Annotated in this window: 14 protein-coding genes; 3 read left to right on the forward strand and 11 right to left on the reverse strand. The window is 60.5% G+C overall.

The genetic code is table 11. The annotated features are described in order from the left end of the window. Positions 1 to 3 precede the first annotated feature (3 nt). On the forward strand, positions 4 to 981 hold the full coding sequence (locus NCT04_RS00825) for a sulfate ABC transporter substrate-binding protein (RefSeq protein WP_250462899.1): 978 nt from the start codon (positions 4 to 6) through the stop codon (positions 979 to 981). A 46-nt stretch (positions 982 to 1,027) separates the two neighbouring features. Here the strand turns inward: NCT04_RS00825 and bioB are convergent, their stop codons facing one another. The 11 genes from bioB to NCT04_RS00880 form a co-directional block, all read right to left on the reverse strand. Continuing rightward, a complete protein-coding gene (gene bioB, locus NCT04_RS00830) occupies positions 1,028 to 2,077 on the reverse strand; it encodes a biotin synthase BioB (RefSeq protein WP_244826783.1) in 1,050 nt (349 codons plus the stop codon). A 4-nt stretch (positions 2,078 to 2,081) separates the two neighbouring features. Next, positions 2,082 to 2,783, reverse strand: coding sequence for a dethiobiotin synthase (gene bioD / locus NCT04_RS00835; protein ID WP_250462645.1), 702 nt, complete (start codon positions 2,781 to 2,783; stop codon positions 2,082 to 2,084). Further along, on the reverse strand, positions 2,780 to 3,985 hold the full coding sequence (bioF, locus tag NCT04_RS00840) for an 8-amino-7-oxononanoate synthase (RefSeq protein ID WP_250462647.1): 1,206 nt from the start codon (positions 3,983 to 3,985) through the stop codon (positions 2,780 to 2,782). The genes bioD and bioF overlap by 4 nt, the downstream gene beginning before the upstream one ends. Continuing rightward, positions 3,982 to 5,295 (reverse strand): adenosylmethionine--8-amino-7-oxononanoate transaminase, encoded by a 1,314-nt coding sequence (locus tag NCT04_RS00845; protein WP_250462650.1) that lies wholly within the window; start codon positions 5,293 to 5,295, stop codon positions 3,982 to 3,984. Before NCT04_RS00845 ends, bioF begins: the two co-directional genes overlap by 4 nt. A gap of 283 nt (positions 5,296 to 5,578) precedes the next feature. Next, positions 5,579 to 6,823 carry a dienelactone hydrolase family protein gene (locus NCT04_RS00850; protein ID WP_250462653.1) on the reverse strand — a complete coding sequence of 415 codons (1,245 nt, stop codon included), beginning with the start codon at positions 6,821 to 6,823 and terminating at the stop codon, positions 5,579 to 5,581. Between the two features lie 326 nt (positions 6,824 to 7,149). Continuing rightward, a complete protein-coding gene (locus NCT04_RS00855; RefSeq protein WP_250462656.1) occupies positions 7,150 to 7,572 on the reverse strand; it encodes a YchJ family protein in 423 nt (140 codons plus the stop codon). Next, positions 7,569 to 8,177, reverse strand: a complete 609-nt coding sequence (locus NCT04_RS00860) for a glutathione S-transferase family protein (protein WP_250462659.1) — start codon at positions 8,175 to 8,177, stop codon at positions 7,569 to 7,571. Before NCT04_RS00860 ends, NCT04_RS00855 begins: the two co-directional genes overlap by 4 nt. 47 nt (positions 8,178 to 8,224) lie before the next feature. Next, positions 8,225 to 9,418: an acetyl-CoA C-acetyltransferase gene (locus NCT04_RS00865; RefSeq protein ID WP_250462662.1), complete on the reverse strand. Its 1,194-nt coding sequence runs from the start codon at positions 9,416 to 9,418 to the stop codon at positions 8,225 to 8,227. Beyond that, positions 9,411 to 10,187 carry a carbonate dehydratase gene (gene can, locus NCT04_RS00870; protein WP_250462664.1) on the reverse strand — a complete coding sequence of 259 codons (777 nt, stop codon included), beginning with the start codon at positions 10,185 to 10,187 and terminating at the stop codon, positions 9,411 to 9,413. Before can ends, NCT04_RS00865 begins: the two co-directional genes overlap by 8 nt. Positions 10,188 to 10,229: 42 nt before the next feature. Next, the gene (aceK, locus tag NCT04_RS00875) at positions 10,230 to 12,029 is read right to left on the reverse strand and encodes a bifunctional isocitrate dehydrogenase kinase/phosphatase (protein ID WP_250462667.1); all 1,800 of its coding nucleotides are present in this window, start codon (positions 12,027 to 12,029) and stop codon (positions 10,230 to 10,232) included. 24 nt (positions 12,030 to 12,053) lie between these two features. Beyond that, the gene (locus NCT04_RS00880) at positions 12,054 to 12,476 is read right to left on the reverse strand and encodes a MerR family transcriptional regulator (RefSeq protein ID WP_250462670.1); all 423 of its coding nucleotides are present in this window, start codon (positions 12,474 to 12,476) and stop codon (positions 12,054 to 12,056) included. A 123-nt stretch (positions 12,477 to 12,599) separates the two neighbouring features. Between NCT04_RS00880 and NCT04_RS00885 the strand changes: the two genes are divergently transcribed. Beyond that, a complete protein-coding gene (locus tag NCT04_RS00885) occupies positions 12,600 to 13,673 on the forward strand; it encodes an MBL fold metallo-hydrolase (RefSeq protein ID WP_250462673.1) in 1,074 nt (357 codons plus the stop codon). Positions 13,674 to 13,849: 176 nt separating this feature from the next. Next, positions 13,850 to 15,874 carry an ATP-binding protein gene (locus NCT04_RS00890; RefSeq protein ID WP_250462676.1) on the forward strand — a complete coding sequence of 675 codons (2,025 nt, stop codon included), beginning with the start codon at positions 13,850 to 13,852 and terminating at the stop codon, positions 15,872 to 15,874. The last annotated feature ends 31 nt before the right edge of the window (positions 15,875 to 15,905 follow it).

The raw sequence follows: 15,905 nt of genomic DNA on the forward strand, positions 1-15,905 counted from the left end.
CTGATGGCAGCCGCGGCGCTCTATATGACGGCGGGCATCGCGCATGCCGATACTTCGTTGCTCAACGTCTCCTACGACGTGACGCGCGAACTGTACAAGGACATCGATACGGCGTTCATCGCCGACTACAAAAGCCGCGCGGGCGAAACGGTGACGGTGAAGCAGTCGCATGGGGCATCGAGCGCGCAGGCGCTGTCGGTGCTTCAGGGACTGCAAGCCGATGTCGTGACGATGAATCAGCCCAACGACATCGACCTGCTTGCCGAACGCGGTCAACTCGTTCCGGCCAACTGGCGCACGCGTCTTCCGAACGGCAGCGCGCCCTACACGACGACCATGCTGTTTCTCGTGCGAAAGGGCAATCCGAAGAACATCAAGGACTGGAGCGATCTCGCGCGGCCGGGCGTGCAAGTGATCATCGCGAATCCGAAGACTTCGGGTAATGGCCGCTACACGTATCTCGCGGCGTGGGGCTACAAGAAGCAGCAGGGCGCAACGGATGCGCAGGCGCTGGACTTCGAGAAAGCGATCCTCGCCAACGTGCCGACGCTCGACACCGGTGGGCGCGGTGCGACCACGACCTTCACGCAGCGCAATATCGGCGACGTGCTCGTGACTTTCGAGAACGAAGTCGGACTGATCGAAGCAGGCGTCGGCGCGAAGGACTTCGATGCGGTGTATCCGTCATCGAGCCTGTTGGCGGAGCCGCCGGTTTCCATCGTCGACAAGGTGGTGGACAAGCGCGGCACGCGCAAGGAAGCGCAGGCGTACGTGGACTTTCTTTACACGCCGCAAGCGCAGGAGATCATCGCGCAGCATCATTTGCGGCCGCGTAACGCGGAGGTGCTGGCCAAGCATGCAAGCGAGTTCAAGCCGCTCAAGACGTTCACGGTGGAGCAGATCTTCGGTAGCTGGCAGAAGGCGCAGCAAACCCATTTCGCCGATGGCGGGACTTTCGATCAGGTGGTCGAGAAGAAGTAACCGAAAGGGCTCGCCACGCGCGAGCCCTTTTCTTTTTACTCTCCGCTCAGTTCGAGCAGCCGCGTTCTTCCGCGCTGACGTTCTGCGCCGATTCCGCGCGCATTCCCAGACGCTCGATCAGCTTGCGGTCCGCTTCGGCTTGCGGGTTGCTCGTCGTGAGCAACTGATCGCCGTAGAAGATCGAGTTCGCGCCCGCCGCGAAACAAAGCGCCTGCAACGCTTCATCCATCTGCTCGCGTCCGGCCGAAAGACGGACCATCGCCTTGGGCATGGTGATACGCGCCACCGCGATCGTGCGCACGAACTCGAAGGGATCGAGCGGCGCGGTGCCCGTGAGTGGCGTGCCGGCCACTTGCACGAGATTGTTGATCGGCACCGACTCCGGATACGGCTCCATGTTGGCGAGCTGCGAGATCAAACCGGCGCGTTCACGCCGCGATTCGCCCATGCCGACAATCCCGCCGCAGCACACGTTGATGCCCACATCGCGCACGCGTTCGAGCGTATCGAGCCGATCCTGATACGTGCGCGTCGAAATGATCTGGCCGTAGAACTCGGGCGACGTATCGAGATTGTGGTTGTAGTAATCGAGGCCGGCATCGCGCAAGCCTTCTGCCTGATGCGGCTCCAGCATCCCAAGCGTCACGCAGGTTTCCAGTCCCATTGCCTTGACGCCGCGAATCATGTCCTTGATCGGCTCAAGATGGCGATCCTTCGGATTGCGCCACGCCGCGCCCATGCAAAAGCGCGTCGCGCCGTTGGCCTTGGCGGCTTCGGCGGCCTTCAGCACTTCATCCACGGCCATCAGCTTGTCGGCTTGCAGGCCAGTGTCGTGATGCACGGACTGCGGACAGTACGCGCAATCTTCCTCGCAGCCGCCGGTCTTGATCGACAGAAGCGTGGAGAGCTGTACGGCGTTCGGATCGAAATGTTCGCGATGCACCGTTTGCGCGCGATACAGCAGGTCGTTGAACGGCAGGTCGTAAAGCGCGACGATATCGGCGACTTTCCAGCGCGCCTGCGCGGGCGTTTGCGTCGGCGCGGAGGTTTGCGCGGCAGTTTGCAACGATGCGTTGGCAGTGATGGTCTGCGTCATGAATTCAGTCCTTGAGTAAAAGCCGGTCGAGCAGAAGGCGCGTGTCGAGATGATCGGCGGCGCGCGCGGCGTCGGATGGCGCGAAATGCGGAATCACGCCGATGAGCGGTGCATCGAGCCGGTGTTGCAGCGAATGAATGTTTTCTTCCGGATAAAGCATGTGCGGATCGACGCGATTGGCCACCCAGCCCGCGATGCGCAAGCCGCGCGACGTGATCGCCTCGGAGGTCAGCAACGCATGGCTGATGCAGCCGAGCCGCATGCCGACCACGAGCACGACCGGCAGCTTCAGCGCGACGGCGAGATCGGCGGTGTCATGGGTATCGTCTAGCGGCACGCGAAAGCCGCCCACGCCTTCCACGACGACGATATCCGCATGATCGCACGCCACGCGATGCGCCTTTACGATGCGCCCGATATCCAGCGCAATGCCTTCACGCGCGGCGGCGATATGCGGCGCAATCGGCTCGCGCATCATGAACGGCGTGCGAATGGCGGGCGGCAGCGCGACGTTGGCGGCGGCATCGAGTTGATCGGCGTCTTCGTTATGCAGCACGCCGTCACGTTCGATTGCGCCGGACGCGATGGGTTTCATCGCGGCGGCGCGCAAGTTCGCGCGCGCGAAGCCATGCAACAGCGCGCACGAGACGAAGGTCTTGCCGATCTCCGTATCGGTGCCGGCGACGAATAGCGATAAAGCGGTCATGTCGTTTCTTTACTGAGCGTGCCAAGTGCTTCGTCGAGTCGGGCGAGGTCGTCGTCGCCATGCGCGGCCGATAACGAAATGCGCAAGCGCGATGTCCCTGCGGGCACGGTCGGCGGGCGGATCGCGGGAACCCAGAGGCCTCGTTTGTCGAGCGCGGCGGCGAGCGCGAGCGTTTCGTCGTTGCCGCCGATGACGAGCGGCTGCACCGCCGTCTTCGATTCGACCGGCAACCAGCGTGTGCGTTTCAACATGCCGCGCGTCGTTTCGATGAGCGATGCCAGATGCTTGCGTCGCGCATCGCCGTCTTCGCTGCCGATCAACCCGATGCTCGCGGATACGGCGTGCGCCACGGCAGGCGGCGACGCGGTCGTGAAGATATAAGGCCGCGCGCGCTGGATCAACCATTCGATGACCGTCTCGCTTGCCGCGACGAACGCGCCGGAAACGCCCGCCGCCTTGCCTAGCGTGCCGACATAGACGAGATGCGGCGAGCGCAGCGCGAATTGCGCGAGCGCGCCGCGACCTTGCGGACCGAGCACGCCGAAGCCGTGGGCATCGTCGACGACGAGCCACGCACCGTATTTCTCCGCGAGTTCCACGAGACTTTGCAACGGCGCGATATCGCCGTCCATGCTGAACACGGTATCCGTCACGATGAGCTTCGTCGTCGCGTCCGCTTGCGATGCATCGAGCATGGCGTCGAGCGCTTCCATGTCGGCGTGCGGATAAATTTGCACCTGCGCGCGCGAGAGCCTGACGCCATCGATCAGCGACGCATGATTCAGCGCGTCGGAGAACACCATCGTGCCGCGTCCGGCGAGCGTCGAGAGCACGGCGAGATTGGCCATGTAACCGGTGCTGAAGTAAAGCGCGCGCGGGTTGTCGACGAAGCCGCCGGAAAACGCGGCGAGATCGTCTTCGAGTTGCGCGTGGGCGCGCGAATGGCCGCCCAGCAGATGCGAGCCGCCGCTGCCCGCGCCATACAGCGACGCGCCTTCGGCAAGCGCTTCCCGCAGCGCTTCGTGGGCGGCGAGACCGAGATAGTCGTTGCTCGCGAAGCCGATCATCGCGCGGCCATCGACGGTCATATGGGCCGAACACGCGCTGTCGATGGTTCTGCGACGGCGGCGCAAACCGCGCGCGTCGATATCGGCGAGTCCTTGCTGCAGCGTTTCGTAGAGCGCTTTCGATGTATCGCTCATGCGGTGGCCTCGGCGGCGGCCAGCGTGGCATCGAGCGTTTCGCGCGTGCGCTTGGCGAGCAGCGCGAGTTCGTCGTCGGTGAGCACGTATGGCGGCATCAGATAAACCGTCTTGCCGATAGGACGCAGCAACAGTTCGCGCCGCAGCCCCAACTCGAAGAAGCGACGCGAGAACGCGCGATCTTCGGTGACGACATCGAACGCGAAGATCGTGCCGCGCTCGCGCAGATTGCGCACACGTTCATGCCTCACGAGCGGCTGCAAGGCCTCGCGCAAAAGCGCGGCCTTGCGGCGATTCTCCGCGAGCACGTTGGCGCTTTCGAACAGATCGAGCGTCGCGAGCGCGGCGCGGCATGCAAGCGGATTGCCCGTGTACGAATGCGAATGCAGAAAGCCGCGCGTGACGTCGTCATCGTAGAAAGCGGCGTAGATGTCATCGCGCGTGAGCACGATGGAAAGCGGCAGATAACCGCCGCTGATGCCCTTCGACAAGCACACGAAGTCCGGCCAGATGCCCGCTTGCTCGCACGCGAAGAAGGTGCCGGTGCGGCCGCAGCCGACCGCGATCTCATCGGCGATCAAATGCACGCCGTGTTCATCGCACAGGGCGCGCAAGCGGGTGAGATACGACGCGTCGTACATCGCCATGCCGGCCGCGCATTGCACGAGCGGCTCGACGATCACGGCGGCGAGATGCGCGGCGCGTTGTTCGAAGAGCGCGCGCATGGCGTCGATGGCTTCGTCTTCGCCGCTCGCCGCCGGCGATGCGACCACATGCGCGTGGCGGATCAGCGGATCGTATGCGTCCTTGAAGAGCGCGACATCGGTCACGCCGAGCGCGCCGATGGTTTCGCCGTGATAGCTGTTCGCCACGCACACGAACTCGCGCTTTTCACTTTGCCCACGGTTGCGCCAGAAGTGAAAGCTCATCTTCAACGCGATCTCGACGGCGGACGCGCCATCGGACGCAAAAAAAGCATGACCGAGCGTGTGCCGTGTGAGCGCGGACAGCCGTTCGGCCAGTTCGACGGCGGGCGCATGCGTGCAGCCCGCGAGCATCGCGTGTTCGAGCGTATCGAGCTGATCCTTGAGCGCGCGGTTGATGTCGGGATTCGCGTGGCCGAACAGATTGACCCACCACGAACTGATGGCGTCGAGATAGCGGTTGCCCGCCGGGTCGTAGAGCCACGCGCCCTTGCCGCGCGCGATGGGCACGAGCGGCATGCGCTCGTGGTGTTTCATCTGAGTGCACGGGTGCCACACCGCGGCGAGCGAGCGCGCGACCCAGTCCTGATTGTCTTCTGTGTTCAAAAACGGCTCCCAGGCGGCGCATGGCGCCAGCCGGATACATCGGGCAAGCCGCGAGGGCCTGCGCTATTCGAGGATTGCGCCTGACTTCGCGCGCTTCGATTATGGCGAAAATATCCGGAAGCTTCGCTTTTCGGCCGGGTCCTGGATCGCCTGCGCACGCTTCCACGAAGTTATGAAAAGCGCGATCGCGGCTAACTTCGCCGAACGGACCGCCAACACGGGCGAAAGACGCAAAACGCCGGCGCAAGGCCGGCGTTCGAAAAATTTGGAGGGAAGAAGCGTATCAGCGCGATGCCGTCTGCGTTTGCTCGCCCGCTTCGTTCCACACGACGGCGTTATCCACCGCGTAGAGCTTGCAGGGATCGGCGCTCTGCTTCTGGCAACTGGCGAGCGCGACGGACATCGGGTCGTCGCCGCCTTCAGCCCACGACCACGCGCCCGAGTTCGACACGGCGAACGCGCGGCTCGAATATTGGCTCAGGAAGTTGCGATAGCCATTGCGGCCGCTTTCATCGATGAAGGGCACGGATTGCACGGCATCGAGGTTCGCAAAGTCGGTGGCCTTCGGCGAATGCGGCTCGGCGACCTGATATTGCACCGTGGTCGGCATGCCGACTTGCGCGAGGAACGCCTTCACGCGCGGCCACCAGACCTGCACGCCGTCGCGGTCGCCGACGAGCCGATGCGCGTCGTTCTTGTAGGTGCCGAAGTCGGTCATCTGCGCGCGTGCGCCGTGCGACACGAACGCGGCATACATCTGCGTGGACAAGTCGCCTTGCCACACCGAATCGTTGTCACCATAGAGCCACAGCGAAGGCAAACGAACGTTCTCGCCATAAGCGCCGAAGGCATCGACGAGATTTTTTTGCCAGCCGGCGCATTCGTCCTGACGCAGACCGCCCGAGAAATTGATGAGACCGCGCACGCCCGGCGCCGCGACCGCTTCGCGCGCACCGTAGGCCATCGTCGTCAAGCCGCCGTGCGAAGTGCCGCCCACGACAATATGCGTCTTGTCGACATAAGGCTGCTGGCTCATGTACGCGACCGCTGCGGCGACGTCTTCCGCCTGCGCGAAGCCGTTGGCTTCGACATCGCAACCATGGCCGGCGTAGTCGCCGCCCGATCCCGCGAAGCCGCGACGATTCGGCACGACCACGACATAGCCATGACGCACGAACTCGCGTGCGAGCGCGACCGGCCGATTACGCGGTTGGGCGTGCGAGTCGCCGGGGAGCTTGCCGTGGTTGAAGACGATCATCGGGAAAGGACCCGCGCCGTCCGGTTTGAAAACGGTCGTTTCGAGCGAGATGTCGGCTTCGGGAATTTGAACGATGCTTTCGTTCAGACCATTGCCGACGACCGGAAGGTGAGCGTCGAGCGCGTCGGGTATTTGGCCGAAGACGGGGGCTGAAAGCCCTTCGGAGGGACGAACGCCGCCGATCGGTTCGGCTTTCACGACAGTCGTGATGAACGATGTCGCAAGTGAGCACACCATGCTGCATCCGACCAACCAGGTTCTGATCGCCATCCCTTAACTCCGCCTCGCTCCGATTAAGGCTTGATTGGCTTGGCCCCAAATGCACGATTGAAGTCACAAACCTATCTCGCTGCTCATGATGAGCAGTATCGAATGCGGGTTCCGGGAGCCATGCCTAGAAAAGGCATGACAATTGGCTTCAATACGGGGCTTCGCTGCGAACATCGGGGCGCGGCAATGACTGCGCCCTGACGTGAAGAGAGATTAACTGTTCAAAATTGCACTGCACAATAAGCGTAACCCCGTAACCATTTAATTTGAAAGGAGAAATCAAGGAAATTAATACTGAATCGGATTTATATGTTTTAAAGAGACATTTACTTTTCTTTTACGTCACCGTCGATATAGACCCAGTGGCCGGCGTTGTCGCGGCAAAAGCGGCTGGCTTCGTGCAAGCGATGCGCTCGCCCTTCGACCTTGTAGCGCGCGACGAATTCGACTTCCTCGTGTTGTGTATCGATCACAGCGTGACGTTTGATTTGCAAACCGAGCCAGCGTGTGTGCGCGTCGTTCGAGACATCGAGATCGGGCGGGCGGGTTTTGTCGTCCCAGGTCGCGCGCAGGTAGGTCGTATTGCCGAGGACGTAAGCGGTATAGCGCGAACGCATGAGTTCCATGGCGTTCGCCGGAAAGGCGCCGGCTTCGATAAAGCGCCCGCAGCACGCTTCATAACGCGGCGCGCGGGCGTTCGGATGTTGATTGGGCGATGCTCCGCCGCAAGGACATTCCACCGGCTTCATTGATCCACGCTCGGCATGTCGATGCGCCCCGGCTGGTTCTTCACGCGCGCAAGCCACGCGCGAATGGCCGGATAGCTAGCGAGATCGAGACCGGCTTCATCCGCGACATGCGTGTATGCGTAAAGCGCGATATCGGCCACCGTGTAGCGCTCGGCGGCGAAGAACGTGCGCGTGGCGAGATGCTGCTCCATCACGTCGAGCGCGCGGTACGAACCTGCGATCTTGTCGGGCAGCCGCGGATCGTCGTGCTTCTTCAGGAACTGCTTGATGAAGCGCGCCACCGCGACATATGGCTCGTGACTGTATTGCTCGAAGAACATCCATTGCAGCACGCGCGCGCGTTCGAGCCGGTCGGCGGGCAGGAGCGGCGTGCCATCGGCGAGATAGCAGAGAATGGCGTTCGATTCGGTGAGCGCCATTTGTTCGTCGATGACGAGCACCGGAACCTTGCCATTCGGATTGAGCTTCAGGAACGACTCGGTGCGCGTGGCGCCGTTCATCATGTCCACTTCGTGCCAGACGTAGGGCAGATTCAGTTGTTCGAGCGCGAGCCGCACCTTGTAGCAGTTTCCCGATGACGAAACGCCATGTACCTGATAAGTCACGTGCAATCTTCCCTTGTTATGGATGGTCGTGGCACGGCGCCAACTCTTTAGACCAGTTCGATACCCATGGCCGTCGCTTCGCCGCCGCCGATACACAAGCTCGCAACGCCGCGCTTGAGCCCACGAGCCTTCAGCGCCGCAAGCAAGGTCACGAGAATGCGCGCGCCGGACGCGCCGATAGGATGTCCGAGCGCACACGCGCCGCCGTTCACGTTGACCTTGTCGTGCGGCAGATCGTGCTCGCGCATCGCGGCCATGGCGACTACGGCGAAGGCCTCGTTGATTTCGTAGAGATGGATATCGCCGGAACGCCAGCCGTTCTTCTCGAACAGCTTGCGAATGGCGCCAACCGGCGCGGTCGTGAACAACGCGGGCTGCTGCGCGAACGTGCTGTGACCCACGACTCGCGCGAGCGGCGTCACGCCCAACCGCTTGGCGGTGGATTCGAGCATCATCACGAGCGCGGCAGCGCCATCGGAGATGGACGACGAATTCGCGGCCGTCACCGTGCCGTCCTTGGCAAACGCGGGCTTGAGCGATGGAATCTTCTCGATGTTCGCCTTGAACGGCTGTTCGTCGCGCGCGATGACCGTATCGCCCTTTCTGCCTTGCACCGTGACAGGCGCGATTTCCCAGGCGAAGGAACCGTCGTCGTTGGCGCGCTGAGCGCGTCGCAACGACTCGACGGCAAACGCATCTTGCGATTCGCGCGAAAACTCATACGACGACGCGCATTGCTCCGCAAATGCGCCCATGAGACGCCCCTTGTCGTAAGCGTCTTCGAGGCCGTCGAGGAACATGTGGTCGAGTACCTGACCGTGACCCATGCGCATGCCGCCGCGCGCCTTCGGCAACAGATACGGCGCATTCGTCATGCTTTCCATGCCGCCCGCAACGATCACATCGGCCGAGCCTGCCAGCAGCATGTCGTGCGCGAACATGGCCGCGCGCATGCCGGAGCCGCACATCTTGTTGATGGTCGTGCTGCCGGTGGAAAGCGGCAAGCCCGCGCCGAGCGCCGCTTGCCGTGCAGGCGCTTGACCTTGGCCCGCAGGCAGCACGCAGCCCATGATCGCTTCGTCGATCCGCGCGGGTTCGAGACCCGCGCGTTCGCATGCCGCGCGAATCGCGACCGCGCCGAGCTGCGGCGCGGTCATCGCGGCGAAATCGCCCTGAAATGCGGCCATCGGCGTGCGTGCCGCCGATACGATGACCACGGAATCCTTCGATGTCTCACTCATGTTTCAGCTCCTTGATGACGCCTTGAATGACGGCGGGAACGTCGCCGAGCCGCGCCGCATCCGACGCGATCACATCGTTCGCCGCGGCATGCGCGCCGCCGCGCGTCAACGCGGCGAGGCATGCCTGATAGGTTGAATCCACTTGGTCTTGCGCGCTGATCATCATGCCCATGTTGCGCAAGCGGCCATCGTGCACGCCATAGGTCCAGCCGTGCACGGTGAGGTCCTGACCGCGCGCCCACGCGTCGTTGACGATGGTCGTGCGGCACACGTTGAGCGTCTGCTCGATGGTATTGAGTTCGACCAGACGCCGATGCCGCGCTTCTCCAACCGGCCATTCATCGAGCAGCGCCGCGTGTTTTTCGCGCACGTCCTCGACGTGCCGCAACCAGTTGTCCGCGAGACCCACGCGCTGGCCGACGAGCGCCGCACCCACGCCCGAGCAGCCGTAGTGGCCGACGACCATGATGTGCTTCACCTTCAGCAAGTCCACCGCGAACTGAATGACGGACAGCGCATTGAGGTCCGAGTGGACGACCACGTTCGCGATGTTTCTATGCACGAACACTTCGCCGGGCGGCAAGCCGATGATCTGGTTCGCCGGCACGCGCGAGTCGGAGCAGCCGATCCACAGATACTCCGGCGCCTGCTGGTGCGCGAGGCGCGTGAAGAACTCCGCGTCGTCGGATAGCTTGCGTTCGACCCACGCCTGATTGTTGTCGAAGAGATGGGCGAGGGGATGGAAGGCTTGGTCGTTTTGCTCAGTCATGGTGATGGTCGTGTTTCGGGTACTTGCGCGCTCGATGATGTATCAAGCCGCGCGTATCGATGCCGTTGCCTTGTCGAAACGCTCCGGATAGCGGATGCAGAATCGCAGGGCCCGGTCGTAGGGGAAAAAATCGGCGAGTTCGCCTCGTTGTAGCTGCTCCTTGTGACGCTGCCACAGCGCGGGATCGAAAAAATCCGCGTGATGACGCATGAATGCTTCGCGCACGCGCGGATCGCCGAGCAGGAACGTGCCGTACGTCTCCGGAAAGATGTCGTGCGGCCCGACGGTATACCACGGTTCCCCGGACAGCTCGTCTTCCTCGTAGCGCGGCGGCGGCACGCTACGCACGTTGCAATCGGTCAGATACTCGATTTCATCGTAATCGTAAAACACGACACGCCCGTGGCGCGTCACGCCGAAATTCTTGTACAGCATGTCGCCGGGAAAGATGTTCGCCTGAATCAACTGCTTGATTGCGTCGCCATATTCGCGGATGCCGTGATCGACGTCCGCGTCGCTGCCGCCTTGCAGAAAGAGATTGAGTGGCACCATGCGCCGTTCGATATACACGTGCTTGATGACGAGCTTGTCGCCTTCGTATTCGATCATCGAAGGCGCTTCTTTTTCAAGTTCGCAGATCAACGCATCGTCGAGGCGCGCAAGCGGCAGCGCGACGCTCGAATATTCGAGCGTGTCGGCCATGCGGCCCACGCGGTCGTGACGCTTGACGAGTTGATACTTGCCCTGAATCTTCTCGCGCGTGGTTTCCTTCGGCGGCGGAAACGCGTCCTTGATGAGCTTGAATACGTAAGGAAACGAAGGCAGCGTGAACACGATCATCACGAGCCCCTTGATGCCGGGCGCCACGATGAAGCGATCGCTCGAATGTTTCAGATGATGCAGCAGGTCGCGATAGAACAGATTCTTGCCCTGCTTCTGCAAGCCCACCGAGGTATAGATTTCGGCCTTCGGCTTGCCCGGCATGATGCTGCGCAAGAACTGCACATACGCGGACGGCACTTCCATGTCGACGAGAAAGTACGAATGCGAGAAGCTGAAGATGACGAGCAACTGCTCCCGGTTCAAAAGCACGGTGTCGAGCGCCAGCAAGTGCGGCTGCGTGTGACGGATGGCAACCGCGAACGGAAGTAAGGCATCGCCATTGATGATGCGCCCGACGACATACGCCGCCTTGTTGCGAAAGAACAGCGACGAGAGCACGTGAATCTGAAAGTTCGGCGCGGGCGTGAGTTGGCCAAAGGCCTCTTCGATTGCATCCACCACGCAATGCACGTCGCGCGGCAAATCCTCGAACGAAGGCTCCAGCTGAAAGTTCGTGACGATGCGTTCGAGCGTGGCCTGCAGCCCGTCTTTCTCGGGGTAATACGCGCGATACGTCGGCTTGGCGGCGGGCTCGTCGTTCTCGATGTATTCGGTCGAAATGGCGGGCCGCACGAAGATGAAATCGTTGTTGAAATACGAGCGATGCAGGATCTTGCAGCACACCGAGTTGAAGAACGTCTCGGCGCATTCCGGCTGCCGATGCGTCGTCAACAAGCCGATGAAGTGCAGCTTGATCTGCTGCCAGATTTCATCGTCGATGGTCTCGGCGTCGTACTCGTCTTCCAGCGACGTCACGCATTCCGCGACGCGATCGTCATAAGACGCGATGCGGTCGCGTGCGCGTTGCGCGAGCGCTTGCCAGTTGCCTTCCTCGAACAGATGCTTCGCCTCGACTGCCGCTTCGCGAAAGACGCGGTAATGGCGATCGAAGCCGTCGAGTATCGTCTGCGCGACATCGAAGCCTATTTGCGACGAGAGCAGCTTGGGGAAGTGATTCATGTCGGCTGGGCGTCTCGTTGGCCATCATGCGGCTTTGGCTCTGCGGGCGCGCTTTTCGACGCCAGCGGCAAGGAGCGCGCGGCCTTGCTTCTCGTATGTTTCGAGTTCGGCGAGTGTCGTGGTGAGATCGACGAGTTGCCGCTCGAGCACTTCGCGATGCGCCGCGATGGTATCGACAAAAGCCTGCAACTGCCGCGTGCCGCCCGTGGGCGAGTCGTACAAGTCCAGCAGCGTGCGAATCTCCGACAACGTAAAGCCGAGCCGCTTGCCGCGTAGCGTGAGTTTCAGGCGCGTGCGATCGCGTGACGAATACACACGCCGCAGGCCGTTCGCGCCGTCGCGCTCGGGCGCGAGCAGACCGTGGTCTTCGTAGAAGCGAATGGCGCGCGACGTGATGTCGAACTCGCGCGCCAGTTCGCTGATGGTGTAGTGAATGGCTTGAGTCATTGCCGGCGCCGGAGCACGTGATCACACATGCGACGTTAGAATGAGGTTTACGTTATCGTCAACCTGACGAAATTGCAACGTGGCTTGAACCCGCATTCATGCACACTTCAGAGGCGCAAAAGAATGAACGCACTCGAACATCAACTCGATTATGTTTTTGCCGACGAATTGCCCGAAGCGGGGCGCGTGAAGGAAGTCGCGCCTGGCCTTTACTGGCTGCGCATGCCTTTGCCGTTCGCACTCGATCACATCAATCTGTGGCTATTGCGCGATGAGATCGATGGCGTGCAGGGCTGGACCATCATCGATTGCGGCATCTCGAACGAAAATATTCGCGCGAACTGGGAAAGCGTGTTCGACAGCGCGCTCGACGGCTTGCCTGTGCTGCGCGTGGTCGTCACGCATTGCCATCCGGATCATCTCGGTCTTGCCGACTGGATTTGCAAGGGTGGCGACAAGGCGCGCTGGAACGTGCGTCTCTGGATTGCGCTCGGCGAGTATGCAATGGGCCGCGTGATGGCCGCGGGCGATGGCTCGAACGCCGGCGGCGAGCGCGCGGCGAAGCACTTTGGGGCGCATGGTCTAACGGACGAGGCATCGCTCGATGCATTGAGAAAGCGCGACAGCTATTACCCGACGCTCGTGCCTTCCATCCCCGCCGAGTTCCGCCGTATCCGCGATGGCGACCGTATCGCGATTGGCGGACGCGAATGGCAAATCATTTCGGGCTACGGTCATTCGCCCGAACATAGTGCGCTGTATTGCGCGGCGGACAAGTTGCTCATTTCCGGCGATATGGTTTTGCCACGCATCTCGACGAACGTGTCCGTGTTCGCTATCGAGCCGGAAGGCAATCCGCTTGCGCTATATCTCGAATCGTTGGGACGCTACGAACACATGCCCGCCGACGTGCTCGCCTTGCCTTCGCATGGCAAGCCGTTTCGCGGCGTGCTCACGCGTATCGGTCAGTTGCGGGACCATCATCGCGCGCGGCTTGCGGAAGTGGTCGAGGCGTGCACGCAGCGTCCGTGCAGCGCGGGAGATATCGTGCCGATCATGTTCAAGCGCAAGCTCGATATCCATCAGATGACCTTCGCACTTGGCGAAGCGCTCGCGCATCTGAACTTGTTGTGGCTGGATGGCACGCTTACGCGCGAGACGGGCGAAGACGGGGTGATCCGGTACTCGCCTGGTTGAATTCATGAGCGATGCGTCTTGATGATTTTCGGCAGGGTAGGAAAGTCGATCCGCGGAAAGACGCGTCACGCTCGAGACTAACGTATTGCAATGAAGCCTTATGCACACACGGCGTTCCACGTGCTACGCTCCCACCACACAAAATTTGGTAGTTAAAAAAAATAGCCGAGGGGCCTATGGCGAAGGTGCATGTGCAAGCAAAGCGAGACTTCATTAAGTCGCAGACCTCTGCGACCCCGAGGTCCGCCCTTTCTGAATTAATCTGGAACGGTTTTGACGCCGGAGCAACACAAGTAAGCGTCACGTTAAAGTTCAACGAGCTTAATTGCCTAGAGACAATCATTGTTAGCGATGACGGGGGTGGTATCAACCATTCTGACGTGAATGCGTTTTTCGGCAGTCTGGGTGATTCTTGGAAAAAGCTTAAGGGCAGACAGAACGGTCGAGCGTTGCACGGAAAGAATGGCAAAGGCCGTTTCAAGGCCTTCAGCCTTGGAGAACTCGTTCAGTGGAGTACCGTCTACCAAGACAAACGTGGCCTGAGGGCGTATCGAATTGTCGGCCACGTGAACGAGATTGATGACTTCGACGTAAGCGAGCCAGAGGTAACTCGCGCGTTGAAAGGAACTGGGACGGAAGTAGTAATAGAAAATCTAAGCCACGACTTTCGCTCGTTCAGGGACGGGACGATGTTAATGGGCTTGACAAAGAATTTTGCGGCTTATCTTCCTGAATATCCTGACTTGAGGCTCGAGTTCGATGGCTCGCGAGTGAATCCCGAAGACGTGCAGCAATGCCGATCGGACTACCATTTGCGTAACGTGATTCTCGCTGACGGCCGAGAGATATCTTCCTCGATGTCGATAGTCGAATGGAAGGTACCGACCGAACGTGTGCTCCATCTGTGTGATGCAAACGGAGTTACGCTGCACGAGTTGTCCGTTGGGCAGCACATAAGAGCTCCTGGTTACCACTTCACAGTCTATGTGAAAGCTGACCTATTCCGCGAGTTGGATCAGACGAACCAACTTGCCCTCTCGGAAATTCATCCGGACGTACAACAGGTATTAAAGGTTGTACGTTCAAGAACGAAAGATCATTTTCGGCGAAGGCTCGCAGAGAATCAGAGTGAGGTCGTGTCCAAGTGGAAGGCAGAGAACATCTATCCCTATGAGGAGAGAGCCGACATCGGCCCGATTGAGACGGTTGAGCGGCAGGTCTTTGATATCCTTGCTGTGAACGTGCAGAGCTATCTCCCCTCATTCGAGGAAGCCGACACGAAGTCGCGACGATTTACATTTCAACTTCTGGCGCAAGCTATTCGCCAGAATCCTGAATCAGTTCAAGTCATCATCAGTGAGGTCTTGGGGCTGAAGCAGGAGGCGCAAGACGATCTAGCCGCGCTGTTGAAGAAAACAAGTCTGTCGTCAATCATTAGTTCGGCAAAGGTCGTAGCTAATCGACTAAATTTTTTAACCGCGCTGGAGACTCTTCTTTTCGACCGTGACAGTAAGGCTGCGCTGCTTGAGCGTGACCAACTACATAAAACGCTTGAGGCCGAGTCCTGGTTGTTTGATGAAGCGTTCACTCTGGCAGGCAGCGAGCAGCGACTCGAAGACGTTCTCAAAAAGCATCTATTCAAGCTAGGAGACAGAGAAGACGTCGAAGTAATAACACCGGTCGACGTAGGCTCTGGCAAACGCGGCCGTGTCGATCTGATGCTTCAGAAAGTGATACAGCCGAGAACAGGCGAGTATGAATACTTGATCGTCGAGCTTAAGCGTCCGTCCAAGAAGATTGACGACGAAGCTATCACCCAGATCAAGAAGTATGCGATGGCGGTTGCGGCCGATGAGCGATTCCGTGACGTGCCGGCCAGGTGGACTTTCTTAGCCGTTTCGAATGATCTCGACGCTTTCGCCAAGCGAGAGGCAAACCAGAGGAATCGCCCAAAGGGTCAGGTATTCGACGACGCTGAGTTAAACATTACGGTGTGGATCAGGTCTTGGGCGGACGTGATTAATGATGCGCGCTCCAAGCTTCGCTTCATCAACCAGCAACTTTCCTACGAAGCTGATCTAGATAGCGCCAAGGATTATCTGCGCTTGGCACATGCGAAATTCATTCCTAATGTGCCTTGTTTCGACGATGTCGAGGCAGAGGCGGAAGAGGCGCTGCTAGAGGTTGATTCCGAAGAGTAGCACGCGTGGATAGCTTGCACCTCCTCGGTCG

Origin of the sequence: Caballeronia sp. GAFFF2, from assembly GCF_023631485.1 — a bacterium.
Lineage (GTDB): Bacteria > Pseudomonadota > Gammaproteobacteria > Burkholderiales > Burkholderiaceae > Caballeronia.